At 51.4% G+C, this 12342-nt stretch carries 13 protein-coding genes; 1 reads left to right on the top strand and 12 read right to left on the bottom strand.

The features are described from left to right. Positions 1-30: 30 nt before the first annotated feature. The 12 genes from FRIGORI9N_RS10105 to FRIGORI9N_RS10050 form a co-directional block, all read right to left on the bottom strand. Positions 31-990 carry an LD-carboxypeptidase gene (locus FRIGORI9N_RS10105; protein ID WP_159570315.1) on the bottom strand — a complete coding sequence of 320 codons (960 nt, stop codon included), beginning with the start codon at positions 988-990 and terminating at the stop codon, positions 31-33. A 25-nt stretch (positions 991-1015) separates the two neighbouring features. Beyond that, a complete protein-coding gene (locus FRIGORI9N_RS10100) occupies positions 1016-1753 on the bottom strand; it encodes a nucleoside deaminase (RefSeq protein WP_159570312.1) in 738 nt (245 codons plus the stop codon). A gap of 123 nt (positions 1754-1876) precedes the next feature. Further along, complete coding sequence (locus FRIGORI9N_RS10095; RefSeq protein WP_159570309.1) at positions 1877-2860, bottom strand: branched-chain amino acid ABC transporter permease; 984 nt, start codon at positions 2858-2860, stop codon at positions 1877-1879. Positions 2861-2873: 13 nt separating this feature from the next. Beyond that, positions 2874-3758: a branched-chain amino acid ABC transporter permease gene (locus FRIGORI9N_RS10090; RefSeq protein WP_159570306.1), complete on the bottom strand. Its 885-nt coding sequence runs from the start codon at positions 3756-3758 to the stop codon at positions 2874-2876. Positions 3759-3820: 62 nt separating this feature from the next. Next, a complete protein-coding gene (locus tag FRIGORI9N_RS10085; protein ID WP_159570303.1) occupies positions 3821-5026 on the bottom strand; it encodes an ABC transporter substrate-binding protein in 1206 nt (401 codons plus the stop codon). 44 nt (positions 5027-5070) lie between these two features. Next, positions 5071-5778, bottom strand: coding sequence for an ABC transporter ATP-binding protein (locus FRIGORI9N_RS10080; RefSeq protein ID WP_159570300.1), 708 nt, complete (start codon positions 5776-5778; stop codon positions 5071-5073). After that, positions 5778-6548: an ABC transporter ATP-binding protein gene (locus FRIGORI9N_RS10075; RefSeq protein WP_159570298.1), complete on the bottom strand. Its 771-nt coding sequence runs from the start codon at positions 6546-6548 to the stop codon at positions 5778-5780. Before FRIGORI9N_RS10075 ends, FRIGORI9N_RS10080 begins: the two co-directional genes overlap by 1 nt. Before the next feature lie 195 nt (positions 6549-6743). Then, positions 6744-8366, bottom strand: coding sequence for a glutamine-hydrolyzing GMP synthase (gene guaA / locus FRIGORI9N_RS10070; RefSeq protein ID WP_159570295.1), 1623 nt, complete (start codon positions 8364-8366; stop codon positions 6744-6746). Positions 8367-8422: 56 nt separating this feature from the next. Beyond that, entirely contained in the window at positions 8423-9415 is a 993-nt protein-coding gene (locus FRIGORI9N_RS10065; RefSeq protein WP_159570292.1) for a GAF domain-containing protein, read from the bottom strand. Positions 9416-9441: 26 nt separating this feature from the next. Beyond that, entirely contained in the window at positions 9442-10902 is a 1461-nt protein-coding gene (gene guaB, locus FRIGORI9N_RS10060; RefSeq protein ID WP_159570289.1) for an IMP dehydrogenase, read from the bottom strand. A gap of 89 nt (positions 10903-10991) precedes the next feature. Further along, positions 10992-11348: an RnfH family protein gene (locus tag FRIGORI9N_RS10055; protein WP_159570286.1), complete on the bottom strand. Its 357-nt coding sequence runs from the start codon at positions 11346-11348 to the stop codon at positions 10992-10994. Next, positions 11348-11791, bottom strand: a complete 444-nt coding sequence (locus FRIGORI9N_RS10050; RefSeq protein WP_159570283.1) for a type II toxin-antitoxin system RatA family toxin — start codon at positions 11789-11791, stop codon at positions 11348-11350. Before FRIGORI9N_RS10050 ends, FRIGORI9N_RS10055 begins: the two co-directional genes overlap by 1 nt. Positions 11792-11892: 101 nt before the next feature. Between FRIGORI9N_RS10050 and smpB the strand changes: the two genes are divergently transcribed. Then, positions 11893-12342, top strand: coding sequence for an SsrA-binding protein SmpB (smpB, locus tag FRIGORI9N_RS10045; RefSeq protein WP_159570280.1), 450 nt, complete (start codon positions 11893-11895; stop codon positions 12340-12342).

The following is a 12342-nucleotide window of genomic DNA, read 5'->3' as shown; positions in this document are numbered from 1 at the left end:
GTGCGCCAAGTGGGTGCTCTGAGTGGCGCCCTAGCGTGGGGTTTGGGTTAGGCGCGCAGAGTGCCCGCTGCCAAGCATCAAGGTGCCCATTCCACCCTGAAACCAACAAGCCTTGGGGGTGCAGTGGCCAAAAGGAAAGTTCAGCAGCACGGGCACATGGTTCAACTGACGTTGCACAAATTCCGCTGCGCTGCTTAAAGTGTAGCCGTTGTCGTGTGTACCGGGCTTCGGCTCGCAAAAGTTACCCAGAACAACAGCCTGTTGTTGGGCCAGTACACCGGCATGCAGCAATTGAAGCAACATGCGCTCAATTTTGTAGGCGGGCTCATTCACATCTTCAAGCACCAGAATTCCGCCTGGCATGCTGGGTAGCCAAGGCGTTCCGAGCAGGCTGCACAACAAGGTCAGGTTGCCACCCCACACAGGGCCTTCAAACGTGGTTACAGGGTTGTGATTGTCGATCCCGAAATGCGCTGCAGGCCATTCAATATCCACGGCGTATTTGTTGACGGCACGCAAAAAGTGTTCAGCAGTCAGTGGGTCTGCACCCTGCTCTGCCCCAAAATCGAAACAGGCCATGGGTCCATGCAACAAAGTAGATGGCTCGGCCCCTGCTTTCATCAGCGCCAGTTGCAAGCTGGTAATGTCGCTGTGACCGCACAAGAGATGTGCATTTGAATTCAATCGTGATGCGAGTTCAGGAAAGTTCAGCAGCGGCAACAAACGACTAAGTCCGTACCCTCCCCGAGTGGCCATGAGCACGCTTGGGGTGTTCAAGCAAAGTGCGTGTTCCAGACTGAGCACACGAGTGGTTTCGTCGCCCGCAAAGCGTTGCACACGCAGTCGAGTTTCAGGCATTTCAGTCACCTGAAAGCCGTGTTGATCGCGCAGGTTAAAACAAGCGCGATCCAGCAAGGCCTCATCGACCAGTGCGCCACTGGGAGAAAACATGACAATTTGATTCGGTGCGTTGTGTGGTTTTGTGTTCAATTCAATTCCGGTTGCCAGTGTAATTTCACAAATACTGTTTCCATGAGCGAACAGGCTCACCATTCAAATAATCGCACAAACTGGCCAGTATGGCGGCCTGTTGTTCATGCGGGCCTGTTTTCAACTCGGCACTTCGTTTCGCCAACCTTTGGCTAGCCTGTTCCAGGCCCAATAGCAAAAAATCTTGCGGCGTGTGAAATCCAAGCAATGCAAGTTCGTCAATGGTTTGCTTGTTGGCATTGGGCAGGTGCAAAAGACTGGCCAAATCGGCAACCGCCTGTTCGCGTTGCTTGCGGCGTGTTTTAAAGAAATTACCCAGCAGTTTTTCGCTGGCTTGTGCCATACAACCCGTTTCAAAGGCGCACGGGTGCCAGGCTTCGGCCTGTTCAAATACCGCAAGCGATTGAGTCAGATCACCGTTGAATCTCGATTGTGAACAGCCCACTACCACCCGCCCTATGCGTGCGTGCAATATGGCACCAATGCACATCAGGCAAGGTTGAAGCGTTACGTACAAAGTAGCCTGTGCACCCAAACGGTAGTTACCCAGGCTTTGGCAGGCTTGTCGAATAACCTGGATTTCAGCGTGCGCGCAAGCGTCATTCAATGAAACCGGCGCGTTGTGCGCTTGGGCCACTGCTTTGCTGTTGATGACCAAGGCTGCGCCAATCGGCACTTCACCGTGTTGTGCGGCAAGCTCGGCTTGTTGAAGTGCAAGTTCCATCCAGGGCAAGTCTTCAGCCTGACCTTGGTGGGTCAGCACCGAAAATTTTCTGGGAAAATTGCTGGTTTGCATGTTTTCGAAAGTAAGCCAAAACGGTGCTGTCAGTTTGACATAAAAAAACCCGGCACTTGGCCGGGTTCATGTTCTGTTGACTCGTTCAGATTACTGCTCCGATTTCAACAAACGACGTTGATTCCAGGCAATGATTTCACCCACAATGCCACGCCGGAATGCCAGCACCACCACAATGAAAATGAAGCCTGTCACAATCGTGACTTGCTCACCCAGCGAACGGAACCAGGCAATGTCAGTGGTCACTGCCATCCAGGTGCCAAACTCGCCGATGCGGTTTTCCAGGGCAATGATCACAATTGCACCCACAACGGGGCCAGCCAGGGTGCCCAAACCGCCCACGAGTGTCATTAACACCACCAGGCCAGACATGCTCCAATGCACGTCGGTCAGTGTCTCGAACCCAAGCACGGTAGCCTTCGTGGCACCAGCAAGCCCTGACAAGGCTGCTGACAAAACAAACACAAGGAGCTTGTATTTGTCGACGTCATAACCAAGTGAAATGGCGCGCGGTTCATTTTCCTTGATGGCTTTTAGAACTTGTCCAAAGGGAGAATGCACGGTACGAACAATCAATGCATAGCCCAACATACAAATGGCCAGTACCACGAAGTACAGCGTGAGGTCATCGCTTAAATCAACCACGCCAAACAATGTACCGCGCGGTATGCCTTGCAGGCCATCCTCGCCGCCGGTAAAAGGTGCTTGTAGAAAGATGAAGTACAGCATTTGCGCCAAGGCCAGGGTAATCATGGTGAAATAAATGCCTTGTCGACGAATGGCCAGTGCCCCCATGACCAAACCAATCAGGGCTGCAAATGCAACACCGGCAAGCAAGCCCAATTCAAAGGGCATTCCAAGGTCTCGAATCACATATCCAGCCATGTAGCCAGCTCCGCCTAAAAATGCAGCGTGCCCAAACGAAAGCAATCCGGTGTACCCAATCAATAGATTAAACGCACAGGCAAACAGTGCAAAACACAACAGCTTCATGAGTAGCACCGGGTACATGAAAAACGGTGCTGCCAATGCAAGAATGACTGCCGCAATGGCGATGATTGTATTTTTGTTCATTCTTTGAAACCCTTTATTTCTCGCGACCGAACAAACCGGCCGGGCGAATCATGAGCACAATGGCCATGATGATGAACACCACAGTGGCCGACAATTCGGGATAAAACACCCGGGTGAGCCCCTCTACGATTCCCAAGGTCAGGCCAGTAACAATCGCGCCAAGAATAGAACCCATGCCGCCGATCACCACCACCGCGAACACAGTAATAATGAGATTCGAACCCATTAGCGGTGAAATTTGAATGACTGGAGCAGCCAATACACCGGCAAACGCAGCCAAAGCCACGCCAAAGCCGTAAGTTAAAGTCACCATCAATGGCACATTAATACCAAATGCCTCAACCAGGCGCGGGTTTTCGGTGCCGGCACGCAGCAATGCACCCAGTTTGGTTTTTTCGATCATGATCCACGTTGCAAAACAAACAACAAGTGAGGCCACAACCACCCATGCCCGGTAATTGGGCAGAATCATGAATCCTAAATTGGTCGCGCCCTGCAAGGCTTCAGGTACTGAGTAGCGTTGACCTGATACACCATAGATTGAGCGAAATACGCCTTCCATCATCAAGGTGATGCCAAAGGTGAGCAGCAGGCCGTACAAGTGGTCGAGTTTATACAGCCACCGCAGCATTGTTTTTTCTATCAGTATTCCGAATGCACCCACCAGCAAGGGAGCAAGCAACAACATCACCCAGTAATTCAGGTTGAAATAGGCCATGCCCATCCAGGCAAAAAATGCCCCCATCATGTACAGGGCGCCGTGGGCAAAATTGATCACGTTAAGCAGGCCGAAAATAACAGCCAACCCCAGTGACAGCATGGCGTAAAAAGAGCCATTTACAAGGCCTAGAAGCAGTTGCCCCAGAAAAGCCTGCAAGGGAATTCCAAAAATTTCCATAAATACGAATCCAGCAAAAGCCCCCGACGTTTTTACACCCCGGGGGCTTTGGTCTTATTGAATTACTTCCACGAAGCGCACTTGGTTTCTGCTTTGGTGGTGAATGCCTGTTCGCCAGGAATGGATTGAACTACCTTCAGATAATCCCAAGGCTTTTTGGATTCCTTGGGGTCTTTCACTTGCATCAGGAACATGTCGTGAATCATGCTGCCGTCGGCACGGTAGTAACCGTTTTTGGCGTACATGTCGTTGACCTTTTGCTTGCGCAATGTGTCCATGACCTTGGCGCCATCGTCGGTGCCAGCTATTTTCACAGCGTTCAGGTATTGCAGGGTTGCTGAGTAATCCGCCGCTTGCAGGCTGCTGGGCATTTTCTTCATTTTGTCGAAGAATCGCTTGGACCACTTGCGGGTTTCATCGCTTTGGTCCCAATACCAGCTGTCCGTCAGGTACATGCCCTTGGTTTGTCCAAGACCCAAGGCGTGTACGTCGTTAATGAACATCAACAGACCCGCCAGCTTCATTGTGCCAGTGACACCAAATTCATTGGCTGCCTTGATGGAGTTAACTGTGTCGCCACCAGCATTGGCCAAGCCCAGAATTTGCGCACCTGAAGCTTGTGCTTGCAGCATGAAGCTGGAGAAATCGGATGCAGACAGCGGGTGACGAATTGCGCCTTTCACTGAACCACCGTTGGCTTTCACCACCGCAGTGGTGTCTGTTTCAAGGGAAGTACCAAACGCATAGTCAGCCGTCAGGAAGTACCATGTTTTGCCGCCCTGCTTTGTTACCGCTGAACCCGTACCCTTGGCAAGCGCCACCGTGTCATAGGCATAGTGAATGCTGTATGGGTTGCATTCCTCATTGGTAATTCGGGCTGTGCCCGCACCAATTACGAAATTCGGTTTTTGTTTTTCCTCAGCCACTTTGGCCATGGCCAGTGCCGTACCCGAGTTGGTGCCGGAAATCAGCATGTCAACACCTTCGGTATCGAACCACTCGCGTGCCTTGCTTGCTGCAATGTCAGCCTTGTTCTGGTGGTCTGCAAAAACGATTTCAATTTTCTTGCCGTTCAGGGTGCCACCGAAATCAGCAATCGCCATTTTCACTGCTTCTACACCGCCGGGGCCATCAATGTCGGCATACAAACCAGACATGTCAGTGATCACACCAATCTTGATCGTGTCGTTGGAAATTTGCGCCTGGGCAGAGCCTGCAGCAAAAGCAAAAAGTACTGCCAGTCCGGTTGCGATTGGTTTTAATTTCATCATCATCTCCTTTGGTTGAAGTCCAATCCTTGAAAGGTTGGTTTTTATACGCCCAGCAGCGAATGCAGCACAGGCATTTTTTCATCGAGTTCAGAGGAAGCAAAAGCTTCAACAATTTGGCCGTGTTCTACCACGTAGAAACGGTCTGCCAAGGGGGCAGCAAAACGGAAATTCTGTTCCACCATCACAATGGTGTATCCCTTGGATTTCAGAGTAACAATCATCTTGGCCAAGGCCTGAACAATTACGGGTGCAAGCCCTTCCGAAATTTCATCGAGCAACAGCAATTTGGCACCTGTTCTCAGAATACGGGCCACGGCCAGCATTTGCTGTTCGCCGCCCGACAGCCGCGTCCCCTGACTTTTTTTACGCTCGGCCAGATTGGGAAACATGTCATAAATTTCTGCCACGCTCATGCCTTTGTCTGTCTTTGAAACAAAAGGCGGCAACATCAGGTTTTCTTCAGCAGACAGCGAAGAAAATATTCCGCGTTCTTCCGGGCAATAACCCACACCCAAGTGCGCAATTTTGTGAGTGGCCATGTTGATGGCTTCTGTGCCATTGATTTTGATTGACCCTTTGCGTGCACCTGTCAAACCCATGATGGCGCGCAAAGTGCTGGTCCGCCCTGCTCCGTTTCGACCCAGAAGCGTAACCACTTCCCCGGTTTTTACGGTGAGATTCAAATTGTGCAGAATGTGTGATTCGCCATACCAGGCGTTCAAGCCAGAAATTTCAAGTGCAGTGCTCATCAATGCGCCCCTTCCAACACGCCTGTGCTGGAACCCATGTAGGCCTCCATGACTTCTGGATTGCGGGAAACCTCTTCATAGCTTCCTTCTGCCAGCACAGCGCCACGCTGAAGCACTGAAATGCGGTCGCAAATTCCCGCGACTACATTCATATTGTGTTCCACCATGAGAATGGTTCTACCGGCAGAAACTTTCTTGATCAATTGGGTAACGCGGTCTACATCCTCGTGGCCCATGCCCTGCGTGGGCTCGTCAAGCAGCATCAGTGCGGGCTCCATCCCCAAGGTGGTCGCAATTTCCAATGCCCGTTTGCGACCATAAGGCAAGTCCACTGTCATGGTGTCTGCAAAATCGTCAAGATCAACAAGTGAAAGTAACTCCATGGCTTTGTCATTCAGCACAGAGAGTTTCTTTTCGCTTTTCCAAAAATGAAAGGAATTACCCAGGGGGCGTTGCAAGCCAATACGCACGTTTTCAAGCACCGTGAGGTGCGGAAACACGGCCGAGATCTGGAAGGAACGGATGATGCCTTGTCGAGCAATTTGAGCGGGCTTGGCCTTGGTGATGTCTTTGCCGTTGAATAAAATTTGACCCGACGTGGGCGTTAAAAATTTCGTCAACAGGTTAAAACAGGTTGTTTTGCCCGCGCCATTGGGGCCGATCAGCGCGTGGATATGACCACGCTGTACTTTCAAATTCACATCGCTGACCGCAGTGAATCCTTTGAATTCCTTGGTCAACGCCCTTGTCTCCAACACTACTTCTGCCATGGGTTCTCCATGTTGTCATTGTCGTTGTGCCAATTGGCGCTGGGCTGCGCCATTGGTTAAATATCGTCAACGATGGTGGCATGTGTATTTTCATTCGGGAATTAGGGCAAACCTCACCCCAAAGGCGTAAAAAAGCCCGCATGTGCGGGCCTTTTTGTAAGGTTAGGGTAAGTGATCAGCCCAACAGAACGATGTTTATTCCCACTCAATGGTGGCAGGCGGCTTTCCAGAGACATCGTAGACCACACGATTGACGCCTTTCACCTCGTTGATAATGCGGTTTGAAACACGCCCGAGCAGCGAATATGGAAGGTGTGCCCAATGGGCTGTCATGAAGTCTTGGGTTTGCACCGCGCGAATGGCAACCACGTACTCGTAGGTGCGGCCATCGCCCATCACACCCACCGACTTCACTGGCAAGAATACCGCGAAGGCCTGGCTGGTCAGGTCATACCACGACTTGCCTATTTGCTCTGCCGTACACAATTCGGCAGCCGCATCTTTTGCGGTGGCCTTGGTGTTACGCAATTCTTCAATGAATACGGCATCGGCACGCTGCAAAATTTCAGCATATTCGGCTTTCACTTCGCCCAGAATACGAACACCCAGGCCGGGCCCAGGGAATGGATGGCGGTATACCATTTCGGGATCCAATCCCAACTCCACGCCAAGTTTGCGCACTTCATCCTTGAACAAATCGCGCAAGGGTTCGAGCAAGCTAAGGTTCAATGTGTCGGGCAAACCACCCACATTGTGGTGGCTTTTGATGCTGGTGGCCTTGCCTGTTTTGGCACCGGCAGACTCAATTACATCGGGATAAATGGTGCCCTGTGCAAGCCATTTTGCGTTGGCGCGCAGGCCGGCCTCTCGCTGGAATACGTCTACAAATGCCTTGCCGATAATTTTGCGTTTTGCTTCAGGGTCGATAACGCCTTTAAGCTGACCCATGAATTCTTGGGTGGCGTTCACATGCACCACGCGCACACCCAGGTGTTTCGCGAATGTTTCCATAACCTGCTCACCCTCTTTGAGGCGGAGTAAGCCGTGGTCTACAAATACACACGTGAGCTGATCACCAATGGCCTTGTGGATAAGCGCAGCAGCCACGGATGAATCAACTCCACCCGAAAGGCCCAGAATGACCTCATCGGAGCCCACCTGGGCACGAATCTTTTCAACCGCTTCGTCTACAAAACTTGGCATGGACCAATCGCCCTTACAGCCGCAAATGTCGCGTACAAAACGAGCCAATATTTCTTTGCCTTTTTGGGTATGCGTTACTTCCGGGTGAAATTGAACCGCATAGAAGCCACGGTCCTCATCGGCCATGCCTGCAATTGGACAAGATGGTGTGGATGCCATGAGTTTAAAGTTTGGCGGCAACTCGGTGACCTTGTCGCCATGGCTCATCCAGACATTCAACAGGCCATGTCCCTGTTCATTGGTTTGGTCTTGAATGCCATCAAACAATTTGGTGTGGCCGTGTGCCCGAATTTGAGCATGACCGAATTCTCGAACAGTACCGGCTTCTACCTTGCCGCCCAATTGCATGGCCATGGTTTGCATGCCGTAGCAAATACCGAGTACCGGTACACCAAGATTGAACACAATTTCGGGTGCACGGTCGGTGCTCTCTTCATAAGCAGACTGGTGGCTACCCGACAAAATAATGCCTGATGCGCCGTAATTCTGAATGCGCTCGGCGTCTACATCGCAAGGCAGAATTTCGCAGAAAACGCCGCTTTCACGAACTCGACGGGCAATAAGTTGAGTGACCTGTGACCCGAAGTCGAGTACCAAAATTTTTTGATGATTCATGAAGAGTTCTTTGAATGTCTTAAAGGTAATGGGCCCAATACAAATTCTGTATGGGCTTAACTAAGGCTCAACAAGCGGTCGACTGCCTGCACCGAGGTGCACCTGAGTTCGTCGCCAGACAAGGTGAGAAAATTGATGTCCACATCTACCAAGGCCTTCACGCCATGAGTTTCGAGTGTGGTTTCACCGAAGCGGGTTTTTAGCTGTTCCAGCAAACGCGCCACTTCTGAATTGGTCATGCCGGAACAAACGGCCACAAATGCATCAGCGCCAAGGGAGCCAACACTGGAACCGTTGGGCAATACGTCCCGCACAATTGATGCAGTGAATTTGCTGAAGTCGACAATTCGGTCACGACCAAACCGGTTGAGTATCAAATCGAACGAACTTAGCTTAACGTGGATCAGAGAAAGTTCTTCTTCCAGGCGGCAGGCATGCTCAAGCTCTTTCTTTAACAATGCTTCAAAGCCACGCCGGTTCCATGAGCCCACAACAGGATCAATTAGCAGTGAACGTTGATTTTCGTTGAGCGAGCGTACAAAACGAGTCACCACATTGTCATCGACGGGTTTGGCAATTTCCGCTTCGACCAAATGCGCGAAATCACGTAGATCCTGCTTGTCTTCCACGGAAAATACGCGTGGCACGCTGTCAATCACGCAAAGCGTACCAATGGTGAGCCCGAATGAATCCCGAAGGGGGTGGCCCGCATAAAACCGGATTCGCGGCCCGTCCACTACCAATGGGTTGTCCGTGAATCGCGGATCCATCAAGGCGTTTTCAACCACCAAAGGCTCGTCACTGAGAATGGCATGTCCACAGAATGAAACTTCTCGATCTGTGGAGCATGCGTTCAGGCCTTGCAGTGATTTAAACCACTGTATTTCTTTATACACAATGGTGACCAGCGCTGTGTCGATGTCGAAGTGCCGACACACCAACCGCGTGATTCGATCAAACCTTGCTTCCGAGGGGGAATAAATCATCCCCAAATTCTGGATCGCTCGTGTTCGTTCTTCTTCGTTGTGTGGAATGTCTGGCTTTTGCATGTCTACTTCGCTGTTTTCAGGCCTTGTTAATCGACATGGTAGTTCGGCGCTTCTTTGGTGATTTGAACATCATGTACATGCGACTCTCGAATGCCAGCCGATGAAATTTCAACAAATTCAGCCCTGTCGTGCATTTCTGCGATTGACCTGCAGCCCACGTAACCCATGGATGAGCGAACTCCACCCACCAACTGGTAAATGATGGACAACACAGAGCCTTTGTAAGGCACGCGACCCTCAATGCCCTCGGGTACTAATTTGTCGGCGTTGTTTGCTGGATCCTGGAAATAACGGTCCGCAGAGCCCTGCGTCATGGCCCCCAAAGAACCCATGCCGCGGTAGGCCTTGTAGCTTCTACCTTGAAATAGCACCACCTCACCGGGCGCTTCTTCGGTACCGGCGAACATGCCGCCCATCATGGCAGCACTCGCACCCGCCGCCAACGCCTTGGAAATATCGCCAGAATAGCGAATGCCACCATCGGCAATGACCGGTACGCCAGTGCCTTTCAATGCTTTGGCCACATTGGCAATTGCGCTAATCTGGGGCACGCCCACACCAGCAACAATGCGTGTTGTACAAATTGAACCTGGGCCAATGCCAACCTTCACGCCATCTGCGCCGTGTTCCATCAGCGCCAGCGCCGCACTGGCAGTGGCAATATTGCCACCGATCACATCCACCTGCGGGAAGTTCTGTTTGACCCAGCGCACCCGCTCCAGTACGCCTTTGCTGTGGCCATGGGCTGTATCAACAACGAGCACATCGACACCAGCCGCAACCAGTTTTTCAACGCGCTCTTCGGTACCGTCACCAACGCCCACAGCTGCGCCTACGCGCAATTTGCCGTGAATGTCTTTGCTGGCCCAAGGGTGTTCAGTGGCTTTCTGAATATCTTTAACAGTGATCAAGCCTTTCAGCGTGTTGTCCGCATCCATCACCAACACGCGCTCGAGGCGGTGCTTGTGCATGAGTGCTTTGGCTTGTTCCAGGCTGTCGTCTTCTGACACCGTGACCAAGCGCTCACGCGGGGTCATCACGTTGGAAACGGGCTGATCCAGTTTGGTTTCGAAACGCAAGTCGCGGTTCGTGACAATGCCCACCACCTTGCCGTTCTTGACAACAGGCAGGCCTGAAATTTTGTGTTGTTGTGTAAGTGCTATGACCTGACGAACTGTGAGTTCGGGCTCGATCGTAATCGGATCGCGAAGTACGCCAGACTCGTGGCGTTTTACTTTCGCTACCTCGGCTGCTTGCTGCGTTGCTGTCAGGTTCTTGTGAACAATACCGATCCCACCTTCCTGTGCCATGGCAATGGCCAGCCTGGCTTCAGTCACAGTGTCCATGGCGGCGGACACCAGAGGAATGTTCAGGCTGATGTTTCGAGTCAGTTGGGTAGACAGGGATGTGTCTTTGGGAAGAACGTCTGAGAACGCAGGAACCAGCAATACATCATCAAACGTTAACGCTTTCTGCGTGACACGCATGCAATTTCTCCTTGCGCAAAAGCGAATTATAAAGGATACCCAGCCCACCTGTTTTGGTTTGCAAACAGAAAAACCGGGGAATTTAAGATTTAGGTGGTCGTTTTTGACTGCTTGCGGCTTCGGCGCTCGTATCTGGCCAATTCTTTCTGTCGTTTTGTGAGTACTTTGTGTCGGGCTCGCCTGCGACGACTTTCCATGGGATCGAAGCACAGACTGTCAAGAATTTCAATGCGATCGCCTGGATGTAGAAGCATCCCCGGGGTGGCATACAAACCGTAAACGGCCACGGCTCGCTGATTTAAAAGAGAAGATATACGCTCAGCGCTGAAACCGATGGCATCGAGAGCCTGTTCCACTGTGGCCTTCTCGGGCAACTCAAGTAATTTGGGTGATGCAGTAAGCACGCCGGTGTCGTTGGGGCCAAGCTCAAGCCAGTGAACCTGCATTACCCTGCCCCTGTGCTGTGAAGCGACTCGGCCCGTTTAATAAATGAATCAACAAAACTATTGGCCAGGCTAGTGAATACTGGCCCAACCAGTTGCTCCAGCATCTTGCTGGAGAATTCGTAGGCCAGCTTGAAATGCACCTTGCAGGCCTCGGGCGTAAGCTCGATGAAGTGCCACGTGCCCTCAAGGTGGGTGAATGGCCCCTCCACCAATGTCATGTGGATTTCCTGGTGCGGTGTCAGTTTGTTCATGGTGCAAAAACTTTGTTTAACACCTTTGAAGGCAATTTCCACGGTTGCTTTTTCAGTGTTGTCGCCCAAAGGCTCAACGCTTCCAGCGCCGCACCACGGCAAGAATTGGGGATAATCGGCCACCGCCCGCACCAAATCGAACATTTGTTGCGTGGAAAAATGAACCAACACGGACTTTTCTACAATGGCCATGAATGCTGAAGGGTTTGTTTCCCGCTCGGAGAAAGGATTAAACTCTCTATTTTAGCGTTTTTCACGCTGCGCCGCATCCAAAGGACGTTTTCGCCGAATTCATGAGCATTATTGATAACAAAAAAGCAGGTTTTGATTACTTCATTGAAGAGAAGTACGAGGCGGGCATTGCGTTGGAAGGCTGGGAAGTCAAATCCATTCGCGATGGCCGGGTTCAAATCAAGGAAAGCCACATTGTGGTTCGTAACGGCGAACTGTGGCTGCTGAATTGCCACATTTCACCGTTGACCAGTGCTTCGACCCACGTGAACCCCGTGAACACAAGAACACGCAAGTTGTTGATGCACAAGAAAGAAATTAATCGCTTGATCGGCAAGGTGGAACAAAAAGGTTATTCACTGGTGCCACTGAACCTTCACTTCAAGAATGGTCGGGTGAAAGTGGACATGGCCTTGGCCAAGGGCAAAAAGCAACACGACAAGCGCGATACATTGAAAGACAAAGACTGGAAGCGCGAGCAGGAGCGGTTAATGAAGATTCACCGCACCTGA

Source organism: Limnobacter sp. 130 (assembly GCF_902506325.1).
Taxonomy (GTDB): Bacteria; Pseudomonadota; Gammaproteobacteria; order Burkholderiales; family Burkholderiaceae_B; genus Limnobacter.
The sequence above is the reverse complement of the archived record's forward strand: the minus strand, read 5'-3'. Positions and strand labels throughout refer to the sequence as shown.

Bases quoted from the DNA above. Each gene is read 5' to 3' on its own strand.
- FRIGORI9N_RS10080 (WP_159570300.1), bottom strand. From the start codon at position 5,778: ATGAGCACTGCACTTGAAATTTCTGGCTTGAACGCCTGGTATGGCGAA.
- FRIGORI9N_RS10075 (WP_159570298.1), bottom strand. From the start codon at position 6,548: ATGGCAGAAGTAGTGTTGGAGACAAGGGCGTTGACCAAGGAATTCAAA.
- FRIGORI9N_RS10065 (WP_159570292.1), bottom strand. From the start codon at position 9,415: ATGCAAAAGCCAGACATTCCACACAACGAAGAAGAACGAACACGAGCG.
- FRIGORI9N_RS10095 (WP_159570309.1), bottom strand. From the start codon at position 2,860: ATGAACAAAAATACAATCATCGCCATTGCGGCAGTCATTCTTGCATTG.
- FRIGORI9N_RS10050 (WP_159570283.1), bottom strand. From the start codon at position 11,791: ATGGCCATTGTAGAAAAGTCCGTGTTGGTTCATTTTTCCACGCAACAA.
- FRIGORI9N_RS10090 (WP_159570306.1), bottom strand. From the start codon at position 3,758: ATGGAAATTTTTGGAATTCCCTTGCAGGCTTTTCTGGGGCAACTGCTT.
- guaB (WP_159570289.1), bottom strand. From the start codon at position 10,902: ATGCGTGTCACGCAGAAAGCGTTAACGTTTGATGATGTATTGCTGGTT.
- FRIGORI9N_RS10055 (WP_159570286.1), bottom strand. From the start codon at position 11,348: ATGCAGGTTCACTGGCTTGAGCTTGGCCCCAACGACACCGGCGTGCTT.
- FRIGORI9N_RS10085 (WP_159570303.1), bottom strand. From the start codon at position 5,026: ATGAAATTAAAACCAATCGCAACCGGACTGGCAGTACTTTTTGCTTTT.
- smpB (WP_159570280.1), top strand. From the start codon at position 11,893: ATGAGCATTATTGATAACAAAAAAGCAGGTTTTGATTACTTCATTGAA.
- guaA (WP_159570295.1), bottom strand. From the start codon at position 8,366: ATGAATCATCAAAAAATTTTGGTACTCGACTTCGGGTCACAGGTCACT.